Source organism: Antrihabitans stalactiti, from assembly GCF_012932915.1.
GTDB classification, from domain to species: domain Bacteria; phylum Actinomycetota; class Actinomycetes; order Mycobacteriales; family Mycobacteriaceae; genus Antrihabitans; species Antrihabitans stalactiti.
In genome coordinates this window covers 659,351-676,223 of sequence record NZ_VCQU01000002.1, presented here as the reverse complement: position 1 = coordinate 676,223, position 16,873 = coordinate 659,351, and the positions used below count along the sequence as shown (strand labels likewise).

The 16,873-nt window shown below is 64.1% G+C and carries 13 protein-coding genes and 1 pseudogene; 8 read left to right on the top strand and 6 right to left on the bottom strand.

Annotated features, from left to right (window positions below; translation table 11 throughout):
* The first annotated feature begins 84 nt into the window (after window positions 1-84).
* Both FGL95_RS08870 and FGL95_RS08865 read left to right on the top strand, forming a co-directional pair.
* Complete coding sequence (locus FGL95_RS08870) at window positions 85-2,868, top strand: alpha/beta fold hydrolase (protein ID WP_169585823.1); 2,784 nt, start codon at window positions 85-87, stop codon at window positions 2,866-2,868.
* Window positions 2,865-3,713 (top strand): ABC transporter permease, encoded by an 849-nt coding sequence (locus FGL95_RS08865; RefSeq protein ID WP_169585822.1) that lies wholly within the window; start codon window positions 2,865-2,867, stop codon window positions 3,711-3,713. The genes FGL95_RS08870 and FGL95_RS08865 overlap by 4 nt, the downstream gene beginning before the upstream one ends.
* A 4-nt stretch (window positions 3,714-3,717) precedes the next feature.
* On the opposite strand, the gene uvrB is transcribed toward FGL95_RS08865, so the two are convergent.
* Window positions 3,718-5,874, bottom strand: a complete 2,157-nt coding sequence (gene uvrB, locus FGL95_RS08860) for an excinuclease ABC subunit UvrB (protein ID WP_169585821.1) — start codon at window positions 5,872-5,874, stop codon at window positions 3,718-3,720.
* A 52-nt stretch (window positions 5,875-5,926) separates the two neighbouring features.
* On the opposite strand from uvrB, the gene FGL95_RS08855 reads away from it, so the two are divergent.
* Window positions 5,927-6,430 (top strand): ribonuclease FAU-1 family protein, encoded by a 504-nt coding sequence (locus tag FGL95_RS08855; protein ID WP_420838028.1) that lies wholly within the window; start codon window positions 5,927-5,929, stop codon window positions 6,428-6,430.
* Between the two features lie 11 nt (window positions 6,431-6,441).
* Here the strand turns inward: FGL95_RS08855 and coaE are convergent.
* Window positions 6,442-7,353: pseudogene (gene coaE / locus FGL95_RS08850) on the bottom strand (dephospho-CoA kinase); the annotation flags it as partial.
* Between the two features lie 121 nt (window positions 7,354-7,474).
* Between coaE and FGL95_RS08845 the strand changes: the two are divergent.
* Window positions 7,475-7,687, top strand: a complete 213-nt coding sequence (locus tag FGL95_RS08845) for a hypothetical protein (RefSeq protein WP_169585819.1) — start codon at window positions 7,475-7,477, stop codon at window positions 7,685-7,687.
* A 125-nt stretch (window positions 7,688-7,812) separates the two neighbouring features.
* On the opposite strand, the gene rpsA is transcribed toward FGL95_RS08845, so the two are convergent.
* A complete protein-coding gene (gene rpsA / locus FGL95_RS08840; protein WP_169585818.1) occupies window positions 7,813-9,297 on the bottom strand; it encodes a 30S ribosomal protein S1 in 1,485 nt (494 codons plus the stop codon).
* Between the two features lie 176 nt (window positions 9,298-9,473).
* Between rpsA and FGL95_RS08835 the strand changes: the two genes are divergently transcribed.
* Genes FGL95_RS08835 through FGL95_RS08825 form a run of 3 tightly spaced genes read left to right on the top strand, consistent with a single transcriptional unit; the run spans window position 9,474 to window position 12,601 of the window.
* The gene (locus tag FGL95_RS08835; protein ID WP_169585817.1) at window positions 9,474-10,343 is read left to right on the top strand and encodes a class I SAM-dependent methyltransferase; all 870 of its coding nucleotides are present in this window, start codon (window positions 9,474-9,476) and stop codon (window positions 10,341-10,343) included.
* Between the two features lie 45 nt (window positions 10,344-10,388).
* Complete coding sequence (locus FGL95_RS08830; protein WP_169585816.1) at window positions 10,389-11,816, top strand: ABC transporter substrate-binding protein/permease; 1,428 nt, start codon at window positions 10,389-10,391, stop codon at window positions 11,814-11,816.
* Complete coding sequence (locus tag FGL95_RS08825) at window positions 11,813-12,601, top strand: amino acid ABC transporter ATP-binding protein (protein WP_169585815.1); 789 nt, start codon at window positions 11,813-11,815, stop codon at window positions 12,599-12,601. Before FGL95_RS08830 ends, FGL95_RS08825 begins: the two co-directional genes overlap by 4 nt.
* A 49-nt stretch (window positions 12,602-12,650) precedes the next feature.
* On the opposite strand, the gene FGL95_RS08820 is transcribed toward FGL95_RS08825, so the two are convergent.
* Together FGL95_RS08820 and FGL95_RS08815 are read right to left on the bottom strand one after the other, a co-directional pair.
* Window positions 12,651-12,803 (bottom strand): type II toxin-antitoxin system antitoxin, encoded by a 153-nt coding sequence (locus tag FGL95_RS08820; protein WP_169585814.1) that lies wholly within the window; start codon window positions 12,801-12,803, stop codon window positions 12,651-12,653.
* A 9-nt stretch (window positions 12,804-12,812) separates the two neighbouring features.
* Window positions 12,813-13,673, bottom strand: a complete 861-nt coding sequence (locus FGL95_RS08815) for an SPFH domain-containing protein (RefSeq protein ID WP_169585813.1) — start codon at window positions 13,671-13,673, stop codon at window positions 12,813-12,815.
* Between the two features lie 92 nt (window positions 13,674-13,765).
* On the opposite strand from FGL95_RS08815, the gene FGL95_RS08810 reads away from it, so the two are divergent.
* The gene (locus tag FGL95_RS08810) at window positions 13,766-16,087 is read left to right on the top strand and encodes a putative bifunctional diguanylate cyclase/phosphodiesterase (protein ID WP_169585812.1); all 2,322 of its coding nucleotides are present in this window, start codon (window positions 13,766-13,768) and stop codon (window positions 16,085-16,087) included.
* A gap of 2 nt (window positions 16,088-16,089) precedes the next feature.
* On the opposite strand, the gene FGL95_RS08805 is transcribed toward FGL95_RS08810, so the two are convergent.
* Window positions 16,090-16,842, bottom strand: coding sequence for an amino acid ABC transporter ATP-binding protein (locus FGL95_RS08805; RefSeq protein WP_169585932.1), 753 nt, complete (start codon window positions 16,840-16,842; stop codon window positions 16,090-16,092).
* Between the last annotated feature and the right edge of the window lie 31 nt (window positions 16,843-16,873).

Below are 16,873 nucleotides of genomic sequence, written 5' to 3'. Positions count from 1 at the left end.
TATCGGCCCTGGATGAGGCGCATTTGCGGCTAAACACACAACTGCGCACCGTCAGTGATCGAAATTGCCGCATACATTGGTGTGATGCGAATTCGGTGGCGGCGCGCAACTGCGATCGCCGGTGCCGCCGCGATAGTCGTTGTGCTCGGTTTCGCGGCATCGAAATCCGATGACGCGCCGTCGGTTCCCACCGAAGACGTCTCCATCACCGTGCCCGCCGGACCAGGCGACGCGGCAACAATAGCGCTGGACGCACGCGTGTACGAGCCGGAGTCGACGCCTGCCCCCGCCGTCCTGCTTGCCCACGGCTTCGGTGGGAGCAAAGAATCGGTCGACAATCAGGCGCGGCGGCTCGCTAGAGACGGGTTCGTCGTACTCACCTACAGTGCAAGAGGATTCGGCAAGAGCACCGGCACCATCTCGATCAACGACCCCGACCGCGAGGTCGCGGACGCAAGAGAGTTGGTGAGCTGGCTGGCCGTTCGCCCCGAGGTCGCGCTGGACGCGCCCGGCGACCCACACGTCGGAGTCACGGGTGGATCGTACGGCGGCGCACTCGCATTGATGCTCGGCGGCACCGATCCGCGAATCGACGCCATCGCCTCCGCGATCACCTGGAACGACCTGGGCCAAGCGTTCTTTCCGAATTATGCGACACCCTTGTCCGGCACGGGGGTCGCGGCGCCCGGCGTGCTCAAACGCGGCTGGGCCGGAGTATTTTTTGGCACGGGCAGTGCCCCCGACGAGGACGCGCCGACCGACACCGGACCACCTGCCAGCGTCGGCGAGCAGATCTGTGGCCGGTTCGACGAAGCCCTGTGCCGTGCGAGCGTCCAGTCGCTCGTCTCCGGAACGCCGACACCGGAACTGCTGGCGCTCTTCCGATCTCACTCGCCGGTTGCCTACGCGTCGAACATCAAGGCACCGACCCTTCTTGTCCAAGGTCAGCGCGATACCCTCTTCGGTCTCGATCAGGCTGACGCCACCGCCCATCAAATCGCTGCTGCCGGTACGCCGGTCGAGGTTCGGTGGTTCAACGGTGGTCACGACGGCGACGCTGCTCGAGGCGATTCGGCGATGCGGGCCTTCCTGCACGACACCCTGATCGACGGCAAGCTGCGTCCGACCAGCGACGCGCCCTTCAACTACGCGTTGCCTGGCACCGCCAACGAGCAGGGCGAAATTCCGAGCCGCCGGATGGCGGCACCGAATTACCCCGGTTTGCAGGGGACCGACGCCGCCGAGGTCCGGGCGCTGCCGCTGTTGGCGAAGTCCCCCGTGCCGCAGAACATCATTCGACCGCCAGGGGCCGCACCGTCCGCTGTGTCGAGTGTGCCGGGGCTCGGCTCGGTGTTGTCGGTGGCGTTACCCGGTCTCGACATCATCGGCACCGACCCGCCTGGTCAGGCCGCGACGTTCAGTACTCAGCCGGTGACGTCACCACTCACGATCACCGGGTCGGCGACCGTCGATCTGCGCATCCAATCCTTCGCCGCCCCTGGTGAATCCGTACTTTTTGCCAAGCTCTACGACGTCAGCCCCGACGGTCGCCGCACACTGCCAGGCGGCGCGGTGTCGGCAATCCGCCTGCCCGACTCCCCCGACGGAGCCCCGCAGAACGCGCGGATCACCTTGCCGGGCATCGCGTATCAGCTGGCAGAGGGCCACCACATCGAAATCGCCGTAGGCACAACCGATCAGGCCTATGCGGTGCCCGTGAATCCCGCGGTCTTCAGCGTCGAGCTCGCCGACCCGCAGGTGCAGATCCCGACCGTCGATGGCTCACCGACTGCTCGCGCGGTGCCGTTGTCGCCGCTGATCGGCATCGGTGCAATCGTGGCCTTCTTCGTTGTCGCGTTCATCGCCGTCAAGGTGTGGACCCGCAGGCGCGGAACCGCCGACGCCGATCCCGAGTTGGCGCACGTTCCTCTCGTGGTCACCAACCTCGCGAAGACCTATTCGAACGGGTTCCGCGCAGTCGACGGCGTGAGCTTCCGCGTGGAGCACGGTCAAGTGCTCGGCCTGCTCGGACCCAATGGCGCAGGGAAAACGACGACGTTGCGCATGGTGATGGGCCTGATCAAGCCCGCCGCGGGCGAGGTCCGGGTGTTCGGTCACAAGATCACTGCGGGAGCGCCCGTCCTTTCTCGGCTCGGCGCATTCATCGATGGGCCCGGTCTGCTCCCCCATCTGTCCGGCGCGGAGAACCTGCGCTTGTTCTGGCTCGCGACAGGTCGTCCGGCGGAAGACGCGCACCTCGACGAAGTCGTCGCAATCGCCGATCTCGGCGCGGCCATCGATCGGAAGGTTCGGTCGTACAGTCACGGCATGCGGCAGCGGCTCGCGATCGCGCAAGCGATGCTCGGCCTGCCTGACCTGCTCATTCTCGACGAGCCGACCAACGGTCTCGACCCGCCGCAGATTCGGACGATGCGTGATGTGTTGATCTCGTACGCCAAACGCGGCCGGACCGTCGTGGTGTCGAGCCACCTGCTGGCCGAGGTCGAGCAGACCTGCACGCATGTGGTCGTGATGAATCAGGGCAAGGTGATCAGCTCCGGCTCGGTCCGCGACCTCGTCTCCGCAGGCGGACCGACCGAGATTCGGGTCGACGACTCCGCTCGCGGGGCGGCCGCTCTCAAGGGCTTGGTCGGCCTCGGGCGGGTGGTCGCGACCGACGGCGACAACCCTCGCCTGCGGATCGACATGGGCACCGCAGCGCCGGCGGACGTGGTCCGGGCGTTGGTCGACGCAGGCGTCGCGGTCAGCGGGGTCACCTCGTCGACCCGGCTAGAGGATGTGTTCCTCGCGCTGGTGCACGACCCGCGAGCCGTGGACGGCGCGAGCGAAAAGGAGCCCGCCCGATGACTCATCCCGACGGTCGCGCAGTGGGCTACCGGCCCGCCCGGACCCTGCCGGTCCGCGTCGAGTTCGAACGCCAGCTTCGCCGCCGACGCACCCAGCTGGCGATCGGATTCGTCGCGCTGTTGCCGGGAATCCTGGCCGCCGCGTTCGCGATCGGCGGCGCGGACGCGGGATCTGGTTCCGGCCTCATCGAATTGGCGACGCGCGGTGGCGTGAACTTCACCGTGTTCACGCTCTTGATGTCGGTCGGCTTCCTACTGGTCGTGGTGGTGTCGTTGTTCTTCGGCGACTCGGTCGCGAGCGAAGCTGCGTGGTCGAGCCTGCGGTACCTGCTGACGATCCCGATTCCACGGTCGCGGATGCTCGCGGTGAAAGCTCTTGTCGCGGCAGCGCTTTCCTTGGTGGCCCTGGTTGTGCTCGTCGTCTCGGCGTTGAGTCTCGGCACTCTGCTGTACGGCGCGGACCCACTGGTCACGCCGTTCGGCGACTCATTGCCGTACCAGACGGCAGCAATGCGGCTCGTGCTGGCGCTCGGCTACATTGCCATCAACCTGACGTGGGTCGCAGGCCTCGCCTTGTTGTTGTCCGTTCTCACCGACGCTCCCCTCGGCGCGGTCGGCGGCACGGTGATGGTCGCGATACTCGTGCAGATTCTCGACCAGATCACCGCGCTCGGTTCGCTGCGAAACCTGCTGCCCGGGCATTTCGCGTACAGCTGGACCCGGACCCTCGCGCCATCCATCGACTGGCACGACATCGCCATCGGCTCGTTCTCCGCGCTCGCTTACGCGTCCGTCTTCTGTGTGGTCGGCTGGATCCACTTCGTCCGCAAGGACATCACGAGCTAGCGGGTTACTTCAGCCCAGCTGCGTCCATTCCGCGCAGTTCCTTCTTGAGGTCCTGGATTTCGTCGCGCAACCGGCCTGCGAGTTCGAACTGCAGATCGCGCGCGGCGTTCATCATCTGATCGGTCAGTGACTTGACCAGGTCAGCGAGTTCGGCCCTCGGCATCGACTTCACGTCGCGGCCCTCGAAGACACCCGAACTGGTCGATGCGCGGCCCGGTTCGCCCTGCGCTCGTCGGCCGCGGCTCTGGTTGCGACCGGACCCACCGACGCCGACCGAATCTTCGGCTTCCTCGTAGACCTGGTCGAGGATGTCGGCGATCTTCTTTCGCAGCGGCTGCGGGTCGACGCCCATCTTCTTGTTGTATTCGATTTGCTTCTCGCGTCGCCGCTCCGTCTCGCCGATGGCGATCTTCATCGAATCGGTGAGTTTGTCCGCATACATGTGCACTTCGCCGGAAACATTTCGGGCAGCGCGGCCAATCGTCTGAATCAGGCTGGTACTGCTGCGCAGGAAGCCTTCCTTGTCTGCGTCAAGAATCGCGACGAGCGAGACCTCCGGCAGGTCGAGGCCTTCGCGAAGCAAGTTGATGCCGACCAGAACGTCGTACTCACCGAGGCGGAGCTGACGGAGCAGCTCCACGCGTCGGAGGGTGTCGATTTCGGAGTGCAGATACCGAACCCTGATGCCGAGCCCGAGCAGGTAGTCGGTGAGATCCTCGGACATTTTCTTGGTCAGCGTCGTCACGAGGACGCGCTCGTCTTTCTCGGCACGGATGCGGATCTCGTGCACCAAGTCGTCGATTTGGCCCTTCGTCGGCTTCACAATGACGTGCGGGTCGACCAAGCCGGTCGGGCGAATGACCTGCTCGACGAACTCGCCGCCGGCCTGCGCCAGCTCGTAGTTGCCCGGCGTTGCGGACAGGTAGACCGCCTGACCGATCCGGTCCGCGAACTCCTCCCACGTCAGCGGCCGGTTGTCGACCGCTGACGGTAGCCGGAACCCGAACTCGACGAGGTTGCGCTTGCGCGACATATCGCCCTCGTACATGCCGCCGATCTGCGGCACCGTCACGTGCGATTCGTCGATGACCAGCAAGAAGTCTTCGGGGAAGTAATCGATCAAGGTCGCGGGGGCCGTCCCCGCCGCGCGCCCGTCGATGTGGCGTGAATAGTTCTCGATGCCGGAGCAGAACCCGACCTGACGAATCATCTCCAGGTCGTACTGCGTGCGCATCCGCAGCCGCTGAGCCTCGAGGAGCTTGCCCTGCTTTTCCAGCTGGGCGAGCCGGTCGGCGAGTTCGGCCTCGATGTCGCGCACCGCGCGCTCCATGCGCTCCGGCCCTGCGACGTAGTGCGTCGCAGGGAAGATGCGCAGCTGCTGGACCTCGCGGACGACGTCGCCCGTCAGCGGATGCAGGTAGTACAGCGACTCGATCTCGTCCCCGAAGAACTCGATACGGACCGCCAACTCTTCATACGACGGGATGATTTCGACGGTATCGCCACGCACCCGGAACGATCCGCGGACGAACGACAGGTCGTTGCGCGTGTACTGAACGTCGACGAGCAACCGAAGCAACGCGTCCCGGTCGATCTGTGCCCCGACCTCCAGCTGCACGGACCGATCCAGGTACGACTGCGGCGTGCCGAGACCGTAGATGCACGACACCGACGCAACCACCACGACGTCGCGGCGCGACAGCAGGCTCGACGTCGCCGAGTGCCGCAGGCGCTCGACGTCGTCGTTGATCGAGCTGTCTTTTTCGATGTAGGTATCGGTCTGGGCGATGTACGCCTCGGGCTGGTAGTAGTCGTAGTACGAGACGAAGTACTCGACCGCATTGTGCGGCAGCATCTCGCGCAGCTCGTTCGCCAGCTGGGCGGCCAGAGTCTTGTTCGGCGCCATCACCAACGTCGGCCGCTGCAACTTCTCGATCAGCCACGCCGTCGTCGCCGACTTACCGGTTCCGGTAGCACCCAGCAGGACGACGTCCTTCTCTCCCGCCCTGATGCGACGCTCCAGGTCGGCAATCGCCGCAGGCTGATCACCGGCAGGCTGATGATCGCTGACGACCTTGAAAACACCCTCGGTCCGCTCGATCAGCTCGCCGACCGGTCGGTGCTCCGAATGAGCGATGGGATACTCGGTTGCAAACGCCATGCTAACCAGAGTAAGCGGACGCACCGACACGTTCTCGGCTAACTTCTTCAGTGTGGTCGATGTGCATAAGCCGAAGGTGGAGTACTTCGACGTTCCCGGCCGCACCAACACCGACCCGAAGGGCTTCGTCCGCCTCGTCGACTCCTACCGGGTCGAGCCGTGGGGCCTGTACATGGCGCGGCCGTCGGACCACCAACGCTTCCACTACCTCGAATCGTGGCTGTTGCCGTCCGTCGGACTCCGCGCCTCGATCTTTCACATGCGCGAAGACATGACGGTCGGGCGGATCTATATCGACATCGGTGAGTTCACCTCCGGACCCGACGTCTGGACCTCGGTGGACCATTACCTCGACCTCGTCGTCCTGACCGGCGAAAGCACTGAGCTACTCGACGTCGACGAACTGATCGCCGCCAACTCCGCCGGATTGCTCAGCGCAGCCACCGCCGAAGATGCCGTGGCGAAGGCGGTCGCTGCAGTCGACGGCATCGCGGCGCATGGTTACAGCTGCGAGGCCTGGCTCGAATCGTTGGATATGCCGATCACCTGGCGGTGACCCGCTCAGCTCATCTGCAGCCGCGCTGGACGTCCGGGATCGGCAGAGCCGTGGCGCCTGACGCCGTCAGCACGAGGAAAACCGCCCGCTGCAAGCGATTGCGACAAGGCTTCCGACGACGAATTGTCCGCGACCGTGATCGTCAGATCGATGACGTCGATTGCATCGTCGCCGAGTGCGGTCGGGCCGACATGATGGATGGCTGCGGCCTTTTCACCGGCCAACACCCACAGGCGAGCGATGAGCCGCTGAGCTTGCCTGGGCCACTCCGGATTTGCGGGCACGACCACTCGAGCCGGTGCTGCGACGTTGCCCTCACGCACATTTCGCTCGAACGGCACTAGGCGCTCGTCCCACAGCCGACCCACCTCGTCGTCCAGCGATCCCACCGGACCGCTGTTGTCGAGCCACACATCGGCGACCGCGCGGCGCTGATCGTCGGTTGCCTGCGCCGCAATACGCGCTCGCGCATCATCTTCGGCGATCTCGCGATACTGCATAAGTCGCCGGACCCGTTCCTCGGCATCGACCCACACGACGATCACCAAGTTGAACAACGGTGCCAAGCCGCCTTCGACGAGCAGCGGAATATCCTGCACCACAATTGCATCCGCAGGTGCGGATTCGATCAGCTCGGCAGTTCGCTTGCCGATCAATGGATGAGTGATCGAATTGAGCTGCTTTCGGGCGTCGTCGCTGCCGAAAGCTTTGGCTGCCAACGCTGCCCGGTCGAGATTGCCGTCGTCGTGCAATATCTCGGGACCGAATGCGTCGACCAGCGACGCGAGACCCGGCGTCCCAGGCTCGACCACTTCGCGCGCAATTCGATCCGAATCGACTATGACCGCGCCGTGATCAGCCAACAGTTTCGACACTGTCGACTTACCTGCGCCCATTCCACCCGTGAGCCCAATTCTCAACACGTGCTCAGTCTCTCATTCAACACGCCGATAGAGCACCAGTCCCAAATGCATCAGGTTCATCAATATGTCGGTTATGTTGCACGTGGTGTGCCAGGCCAACCATCTCGAACAAAGGAATTCCATGCGAAGCAATCAACACCAGGCCGGTCGGCACCGCCTGGGCATGGTGAACGGGGTGCACTGCATTCTGATTCCCTCAGTGGCAAATGCGCTTGCGGAGCACCGTCGTAATTGGTTCACCTCGCTGATCAGCCCTGCCCGTCACAGCTTTGCAGCGATGCGCAAGCGAACCGAATCAGCGGCAACGCACTGGGTTCCCGCCACTGCCAGCTGAACCCCTCACTGCACAAGCGGCTCAACCCCACTGGGGTTGGGCCTTTTGTGTTTTAGCGGCGCAGGCATCCCGCCAACGAAAAAGGCCCCGATCCATACGGATCGGGGCCTTTCTTCAGCTACAGATCAGGAGTTGCCCGAAAGCTTCTCGCGAAGTGCGGCGAGCTGAGCGTCGCTGGCGAGCGAGCCGCCTGCGGACTCGGCAGGAGCGGAGGACCCGGCGCTGGCGCCGGCCTCGTCGGACGAAGCACCGGACTCGGAGGAGTAGTTCGACGACCCTGCAGCCTCGGCTGCGGCGTCGGCGGCCATCTTCTCCATCTGAGCGGTGTGCATCTTGTGACGACGCTCGGCCTCGGCGTAACGGCCTTCCCACTCTTCACGCTGCTTGTCGAAACCTTCGATCCAGTCGTTGGTCTCGGAGTCGAAGCCCTCGGGGAAGATGTAGTTGCCCGCTTCGTCGTAGCTGTCGGCCATGCCGTACTTCGACGGATCGAATTCGGCGTGGTAATCCTCGTTGGCCTGCTTGAGGCTCAGCGAGATCCGACGACGTTCGAGGTCGATGTCGATGACCTTGACCATCGCATCGTCGCCAACGCCGACAACCTGGTCCGGGACCTCGACGTGGCGCTCGGCCAGCTCCGAGATGTGGACCAAGCCCTCGATGCCCTCTTCGACCCGAACGAAGGCGCCGAACGGGACGAGCTTCGTGACCTTGCCGGGCACGATCTGGCCGATTGCGTGGGTCCGGGCGAACTGACGCCACGGGTCTTCCTGCGTTGCCTTGAGCGACAGCGACACGCGCTCGCGGTCCAGGTCGACGTCGAGAACCTCGACGGTGACCTCGGTGCCGACCTCGACAACCTCGGACGGGTGGTCGATGTGCTTCCAAGACAGCTCGGAGACGTGCACCAGGCCGTCGACGCCACCCAGGTCCACGAAGGCACCGAAGTTGACGATCGAGGAGACAACACCCTTGCGGACCTGCCCCTTCTGGAGCTGGTGCAGGAACTCGCTGCGGACCTCGGACTGGGTCTGCTCGAGCCATGCGCGACGCGACAGGACCACGTTGTTGCGGTTCTTGTCGAGCTCGATGATCTTGGCCTCGATCTCCTTGCCGACGTACGGCTGCAGATCGCGGACACGACGCATCTCGACGAGCGACGCGGGAAGGAAGCCACGGAGGCCGATGTCCAGGATGAGACCACCCTTGACGACCTCGATGACGGTGCCCTTGACGGCCTCGTCCTTTTCCTTGAGCTCCTCGATGGTGCCCCAAGCGCGTTCGTACTGCGCGCGCTTCTTCGACAGGATCAGCCGGCCTTCTTTGTCCTCTTTGGTGAGGACGAGCGCCTCGATCAAGTCACCGACGGAAACGACCTCGTTGGGGTCGACGTCGTGCTTGATGGACAGCTCACGGGACGGGATGACACCTTCGGTCTTGTAACCGATGTCTAGCAGAACCTCGTCGCGATCGACCTTCACAATCGTGCCCTCGACGATGTCGCCATCGTTGAAGTACTTGATTGTTGCGTCAATGGCGGCGAGGAAGTCCTCGGCGGAGCCGATGTCGTTTACGGCTACCTGCGGCGAGGCGACGGTGGATGAGGGCATGTGTTGAGTTGCTCCGGACGGGTTGTAGGTCGGTCGATGGGTGTTCTGTCGGACACGCGCGCGGCGTACCGCACCTGAACAGGCGCAGCACAAACACACTCGCGGGGAACAGGGTACGCGACTGCGGTTGAGCGGGGCAAACCGGACGCAGTGTGTCGCGACCCTAGAGTAATCGCATGCCTGAGCCCGCACCTGGCGCGTCGCAAGACCGTCACGCCGACGCAAACGCCCAGCTAGGGACCGTGGGCGTCAGTCGGGCGCGGCTCGATTCCGCCACGAGCCAACGAGCCAGCCGCTCCTGGTGGGACGCCGACGCCGATGCCTACCACTTAACGCACGGTGAATTCTTGGGTGTGGACTCCGACGCCGGCGAATTCGTCTGGTGTCCCGAGGGTCTGCACGAGGGCGACATGCACCTACTGGGTGACGTCGAGGGCAAGGCAATTCTCGAGGTCGGGTGCGGATCGGCCCCGTGTTCGCGCTGGTTGGCGAGCCAAGGTGCCCGTCCAGTGGGGCTCGACCTCTCGATGGGCATGCTCGCGCGCGGTCTCGCGGCGATGGAACGCACGGGAAACCGGGTCAGTTTGGTCCAAGCAGGCGCTGAGTACCTGCCGTTCGCGAACGAGAGTTTCGACATCGCATGTTCGGCGTTCGGTGCCGTTCCGTTCGTCGCCGACTCTGCGTTGCTGATGCGCGAAGTTGCCCGAGTTCTTCGACCCGGCGGGCGCTGGGTGTTTGCGGTCAACCACCCGATGCGGTGGATCTTCCCGGACGACCCCGGTGAGGCCGGGCTGATCGCGACGATTTCCTATTTCGATCGCAGCCCCTATGTAGAGGTCGACGCGCAGGGCACGCCGACCTACGTCGAGCATCATCGGACGCTCGGTGACCGGGTACGGGAGATCGTCGCGGCCGGACTCGTTCTCGAGGACGTCGTCGAACCCGATTGGCCCGAATGGCTGGACCGCGAATGGGGCCAGTGGAGTCCGCTGCGCGGGGCGCTTTTTCCCGGCACCGCAATCTTTGTCACCGCAAAACCCCTGTGAGCGAAAAGGTTCTTTCGTCGGGTAATCACCTCTAGGGTTCCCCGAATGCGAAGGTTCCACGTATCAGCGGTCCTTGCGATCCTCCTGGGCACGGCATTGCTGAGCGGGTGCGGCGGTCCGGACGATTCCGATTCGAACGTGCTGCGCGTAGGGACCGAGGGGACGTACGCGCCGTTCAGCTACCACGATCCCGAGACCGGCGACCTCACCGGTTACGACGTCGACGTCATCAAAGCGATTGCCGAGAAGCTCGGCAGGCGCGTTGAATTCGTCGAGAGCCCGTGGCGCTCGATCTTCCAGAACCTCGAGACCGATCGATTCGACGTCGTCGCGAATCAGGTGTCGGTCAACGACGAGCGCAAGGCTCGCTACGACCTCACCGATGTCTATGTGCAGACCGACGGCGTGATCGTCGTCCGCGCCGACGACGACCGCATCAAAGGCGTCGCAGATCTGAGCGGAAAGACCGCGGGCCAGACGTCAACCTCCAACTGGGCCGATTCCGCCCGTGGGGCAGGCGCAAAGGTCGAGGACGTCGACGGTTTCACCGAAGCGGTCCAGATCCTGAAAGACGGCCGGATCGACTTCATCATCAACGACAACCTCGCCGTGCTGAATTACCTTGCCCAGCACCCGGACAGCGGGTTGAAGACCGTCGGCGTCGTAGGTGAGCAGAGCTCTCAGGCGTTTGCACTGCGCAAGAACAGCCCGCTCACCGCCGACATCAACAAGGGCCTGGAGGACATTCGCGCCGACGGCACCCTCGAAGAGATCGGCGACAAGTACTTCAATCCCGAGCCGAAGCAGACGCGAAGCACACTCCAACTGGTCAAAGACACCCTGTGGCCACTGGCGAAGTCGGCCCTGAAGGGCACGATCCCGCTGACTGCCATCAGCTTCGTCCTCGGACTGGTGATTGCGCTGGCTGTGGCGTTGGCGCGGTTGTCGCCGATCAAGCCACTGTCCTGGCTCGCCCGGGTCTACATCTCATTGATTCGTGGCACGCCGCTGCTGGTCCAGCTCTTCATCATCTTCTTCGCACTCCCCCAGGCCGGAATCACGATCGATCCGTTCCCAGCCGCGGTCATCGCGTTTTCCTTGAACGTCGGCGGTTACGCGGCAGAGATCATCCGCGCGGCGATTCTCAGCATCCCGCGCGGGCAATGGGAGGCCGCCGAGACGATCGGCATGGATTACCGAACCTCGTTGCGGCGCATCATCCTTCCGCAAGCGCTACGGACCGCGGTGCCACCGCTGTCCAACACGCTCATCTCATTGGTCAAGGACACGTCGCTGGCATCGACGATCCTCGTCACCGAAATCCTGCGGACCGCGCAGATCGCGGCCGCGCCGAGCTTCGAATTCTTCGCGCTCTACGGCACCGCGGCGCTCTACTACTGGGTGATCTGCTTGGTGTTGTCCTTCGGCCAGGGCAAGCTCGAACATCGACTGGATAGGTACATCGCGAAATGACCAGCAACGAGCACGTCACGAAGTCCGACGCCCGGCCGCTCATCGAGGCCACCGGCATCACCAAGTCGTTCGGTGACAACAAGGTGTTGCGCGGCATCGATATTCGGGTGCCGCGTGGGTCCGTGACGACGATCATCGGACCGTCCGGCTCCGGCAAGACGACCTTGCTGCGCGCACTCAACGCCCTCGATGCGCCGGACGGCGGCGTGGTCCGGGTCGGCGACGTCGAAATCGACTTCAGCACGAAACCGACCAAGGCGGTGCTGAAGGCGTATCGAGCGCAGAGTGCGTTCGTCTTCCAGTCGCACAACCTGTTCCCGCACAAGACTGCGATCGAGAACCTTGTCGAAGGTCCGATCGTCGTTCAGAAGCGGCCGAAAAACGAGGTCTACGCCGAGGCCCGGGAACTGCTGGAGCGAGTCGGCCTGGGGCACAAAGAGAATGCCTATCCGAGCCAATTGTCGGGCGGTCAGCAGCAGCGGGTCGGGATCGCGCGGGCACTTGCGTTGCGCCCCAAGCTGATTCTGTTCGACGAGCCAACCTCGGCGCTGGATCCGGAGCTCGTCGGTGAGGTGCTGAAGGTGATCAAAGACCTCGCCTCCAGCGGCTGGACCTTGGTCGTCGTCACGCACGAACTGCAGTTCGCGCGCCAGGTTGCCGACCAGGTGTTGTTCACCGATGGCGGACTGGTCGTCGAAACCGGCCCGCCGGACGACGTGATCGGCAACCCACAGAACGAGCGGACCATTCGATTCCTCGATCGGGTGTTGAACCCGCTGGGCTAGAACAACCGTGCGCGAGTTTCACCCCTGTGGGGGTGAGACGCGCGCACGGTCAGCGAATCTTGCGACCCGCCTCGGTCAGCGCCAGTCGCAATGCGAATTCGATCTGGGCGTTGACACTGCGCAGGTCGTCGGCGGCCCACTTCGCAATCGCATCGTGGACCGCCGGGTCCAACCGCAACAGAATCTTTTTGCGCTCAGCCATGGCGCCGCATCACCCATAGATGGTGCCGGTGTTGACGACGGGCTGGACGGCACGGTCGCCGCAGAGCACCACCAACAAGTTCGACACCATCGACGCTTTGCGGTCTTCGTCGAGTTCGACCATGCCTTGTTCGGCGAGACGGTCGAGCGCGAGTCCGACCATGCCGACCGCGCCTTCGACGATTTGCCTGCGTGCCGCGACCACCTGGGAGGCCTGCTGCCGGACCAACATCGCCTGCGCGATCTCGGGTGCGTAAGCAAGGTGGGTGATCCGCGCTTCCAGCACCTCGACGCCGGCGAGTTCGGTGCGTTCGCGAAGTTCGATGGTCAACTCGTTGGCCACCTCGGTGCCGTCGCGAAGGCTGGTCCGTCCTTCGTCGTGTGAATCGTAGGGATGCGTCGTCGCCAGATGCCGGACCGCCGCCTCGGACTGAATCGCGATGTACTCCTCGTAGTCGTCGACCGCGAATGCCGCTTTGCCACTGTCGGTGACCTTGTAGACGACGACTGCTGCAATCTCGACCGGGTTACCGTCGGCGTCGTTGACCTTCAGCTTCGCAGTCTCGAAGTTGCGGACCCGCAGGGTGATTCGCCGACGAGACGATAGCGGAACAACCCAGGAGAACCCCGGCTGGTTGACCGAACCGATGTACCGGCCGAAGAACTGAACGACCCGCGAATCGTTGGGGTTGACGATCGTGAACCCCGTCATCAGAAGCAGGAAGAAGATGCCGCCGACGACGAGTCCACCGCTCGCGCCCGCAGCCCCGCCCGCTGCCGCCCCTGCCCCTACGACAGCGAGATACAGGACCACCAGCACCAACAGCACCAGGAATCCGTTCAACCGAAACGCTTGCCGCTCCATTTCCATGCCCTTCTCGTGCTACCAAAGTGATATCACTACGATACCAGTGCGATGATCTGGTGTAGTGCAGCGCGTCGAGGACTGCGAAAGAAGCAACGATGAGGTTCAGTCTCGACCCGACGGCCGACAGGCGAACGGGGGGCGAATTCGCGCCCGTGGGTGTCACCCATGCGGTCACCGTTTCGCGGGTGCTGTGGACGCTGGGGTTCGTCGTCTTCGCTTGGCACGGCGCATACACAACGTTCAATATCGGACGCGGGCACTGGGACTTCGTCGTCAGCCAATGGACGCCGTTCGTCGTCTTCCTCCTCTGCGCTGCCGCGTCCGCAGCGCGCGCACTGTCGGACCGACGAGATCGCGCGACCTGGCTGGTATTCGCGTGCGGGCTCGGGTTCTACGCCGTGAGCGCAGCGTGCGTGGCAGTGGCGGCACAGTCGGACAGCCCACGAGGATTTCCCGCGGCCTCCGATGTCGTCGCGTGGCCGATGTATCCGTTGGTGCTCGTCGCGATTGCCCTGCTGGTGCGCTCTCAACGCAGTCGCGCACGCGCGGACCTCTGGCTCGACGGCGTGATCGGTGGTTTGGCGGTTGCCTCGATCGGTGTGGTCGTCATCTTCGACGTGATCATCGATCCACAAGCCGCGCTGGCGGGCTCACCGGGAAACGTGGTGTACGTCCTGGGCGATCTGCTCGTGGTCGGATTCGGGATCGGCTCCTGCGCGTTGCTGGGCTGGCGCCCGTCGCGTGCACTTGTCGGTGTCATCATCGGCTTCGCCGCGCTGGGGCTCGACGACACCCTGTACCTGTCGGCACAGGTGAAAGGGACCTTTGTCCCCGCCAGCGGGCTGGATTCGTACTGGGTCCTGGCCGTGTTGCTCGTCGCTGCAGCCGCTGCGTGGGCGCCGTCGGCACGCCAACTGACTCATGCCGTGACGCCGAGGAGCGTCGTCGCGTTTCCGTTCGTTTTCGCTCTCGCCACGGTTTGTCTCGCGGCGTACGAAGGGCTCACGAACCGCCACAACACCCTGGCCGTCTCGTTGACCACGCTGACGCTCGTCGCCGTCGTCGTGCGCTTCGCACTGACCTTCCGCGCACATCTGACCATGATCCAGGAGACCGAACATGATGCGATCACCGATGACCTGACCGGCTTGGGGAACCGCAGGAAACTGCTGCGCAACGCCGATCTCCTACTCGCGGGCGCAGCTAACGAACGACCGGTCGCGCTATTGCTGCTGGATCTCGACCATTTCAAGGACGTCAACGACTCGCTGGGACACGCTGCGGGCGACGAGTTACTTCGCGTCGTTGCGGCCCGCTTGACGACCACACTGCAGGACGGCGACCTGCTTTACCGGCTCGGTGGCGATGAATTCGCCCTGCTGCTTTCGGACGCCGAATCAGAAGCTGCGCTACGGGCGGCTGCCGCCCTCGTCGCCGCCCTGGACACGCCGGTGGACCTCGACGGGCTGCCGGTGGCGACGGGAGGAAGCATCGGTATCGCGCTGAGTCCCGACCATGGTCGCGATATCGGCACACTGCTCCGCCGCGCCGACGTGGCGATGTACCGGGCCAAACGAACCCAAACCCGCCACGCGGTGTACAGCCAAGAGTCCGACGGACAAGAGACGACCCGGGCTGGCATACAACTGCTCGGGCAGCTACGCCGCGCGATCGGCGACGGCGAACTTGCCGTGCACTACCAGCCCAAGGTCGACCTTCGCACCGGCAGCCTCATCGGCGCGGAGGCCTTGGTCCGCTGGCTCCACCCCGACCGAGGCATGCTCTATCCGGACCAATTCCTACCCCTGGTCCGGCAGCACGGACTGATGCACGCGATGACCGACTTGGTCCTCGACAGAGCCCTCGACGACGCGGCCACATGGCACGCCGGCGGACATCCGCTGCCGGTTGCGGTCAACCTGTTTCCACCGACCTTGGGCGATGTGGATCTGCCGACCCGGATCACGCAGGCTCTGGCCCATCGCGATCTTGCTCCGACGACGTTGATGGTCGAAATCACCGAAGATTTCCTCTTGGGCAACCTCGACCGAGCCCGCACCGTACTCGTCGGACTACGCGAACTCGGGATCCGCATCGCGATCGACGACTTCGGGAGCGGCTACTCCGCCTTGTCCTACCTGCGCGAACTGCCGATCGACGAGGTGAAATTGGATCGTTCGTTCATCGCCCCCATTACGCACGATCCCCGTGCGGCGTCGATCGTGCGTGCCGTCATCGACCTCGCTCACACTCTGGGGCTGACCACGGTCGCCGAGGGTGTAGAAGACACGGAGACCGCGAAGACACTCGCCGGCTACGGCTGCGACGTAGCGCAAGGCAACTACTACAGCGCGCCGGTCACGGACTGCGATCTGCTCTTCCTATTGGCCTCCGCGCCGCGCGCAAAACTGCGCTGACGTCACAACAGTCGGGACAAGAACAACTTCGTCCGCTCGTGCTGCGGGTTCGTCAGCACCTCTCGTGGATCACCGGCTTCGACGACGACACCGCCGTCCATGAAGACCAGTTGATCGGCGACCTCACGGGCGAATCCCATTTCGTGCGTGACGACGACCATCGTCATGCCGTCGCTTGCCAATTGCCTCATGACAGCCAGCACCTCGCCGACCAACTCGGGATCGAGCGCCGAGGTCGGCTCGTCGAACAGCATCAACTTCGGATCCATCGCCAGCGCTCGCGCAATCGCCACGCGCTGCTGCTGTCCGCCGGACAACTGCGCGGGATAGGTGTCCGCCTTGTCCTGCAGGCCAACTCGTTCGAGGAGCTCTCGTCCGCGCGCAATCGCGTCGGCCTTGCGGACGCCCTTGACTTGGATCGGTGCTTCGATGACGTTGCCCAGCGCCGTCCGGTGTGGGAACAAGTTGAAGTGCTGGAACACCATCCCGATGTCACGACGCTGTTTGTTGGCGACCCGTGGGGCCTGCTCGTAGAGCTTGTCGCCCTTCTGGCGATACCCGACTAGATCGCCATCGACATAGAGCCTGCCAGCGTTCACCTGCTCGAGGTGGTTGATGCAGCGCAGAAAGGTCGACTTGCCGGAACCGGACGGACCGACCATACACAGCACCTGACCACGCCCGACCTCGAGCGAAATCCCTTTCAGCACCGCGAGTGCCCCGAAGTTCTTGCACACCCGCTCGGCCCTGACCATCGGAACGGAAGCGGTGTCCGGCGCCTTCTCA

Bases quoted from the DNA above. Each gene is read 5' to 3' on its own strand.
- rpsA (WP_169585818.1), bottom strand. From the start codon at position 9,297: ATGCCCTCATCCACCGTCGCCTCGCCGCAGGTAGCCGTAAACGACATC.
- FGL95_RS08810 (WP_169585812.1), top strand. From the start codon at position 13,766: ATGAGGTTCAGTCTCGACCCGACGGCCGACAGGCGAACGGGGGGCGAA.
- FGL95_RS08830 (WP_169585816.1), top strand. From the start codon at position 10,389: ATGCGAAGGTTCCACGTATCAGCGGTCCTTGCGATCCTCCTGGGCACG.
- FGL95_RS08820 (WP_169585814.1), bottom strand. From the start codon at position 12,803: ATGGCTGAGCGCAAAAAGATTCTGTTGCGGTTGGACCCGGCGGTCCAC.
- FGL95_RS08825 (WP_169585815.1), top strand. From the start codon at position 11,813: ATGACCAGCAACGAGCACGTCACGAAGTCCGACGCCCGGCCGCTCATC.
- uvrB (WP_169585821.1), bottom strand. From the start codon at position 5,874: ATGGCGTTTGCAACCGAGTATCCCATCGCTCATTCGGAGCACCGACCG.
- FGL95_RS08845 (WP_169585819.1), top strand. From the start codon at position 7,475: ATGCGAAGCAATCAACACCAGGCCGGTCGGCACCGCCTGGGCATGGTG.
- FGL95_RS08870 (WP_169585823.1), top strand. From the start codon at position 85: ATGCGAATTCGGTGGCGGCGCGCAACTGCGATCGCCGGTGCCGCCGCG.
- FGL95_RS08835 (WP_169585817.1), top strand. From the start codon at position 9,474: ATGCCTGAGCCCGCACCTGGCGCGTCGCAAGACCGTCACGCCGACGCA.
- FGL95_RS08865 (WP_169585822.1), top strand. From the start codon at position 2,865: ATGACTCATCCCGACGGTCGCGCAGTGGGCTACCGGCCCGCCCGGACC.
- FGL95_RS08805 (WP_169585932.1), bottom strand. From the start codon at position 16,842: ATGGTCAGGGCCGAGCGGGTGTGCAAGAACTTCGGGGCACTCGCGGTG.
- FGL95_RS08815 (WP_169585813.1), bottom strand. From the start codon at position 13,673: ATGGAAATGGAGCGGCAAGCGTTTCGGTTGAACGGATTCCTGGTGCTG.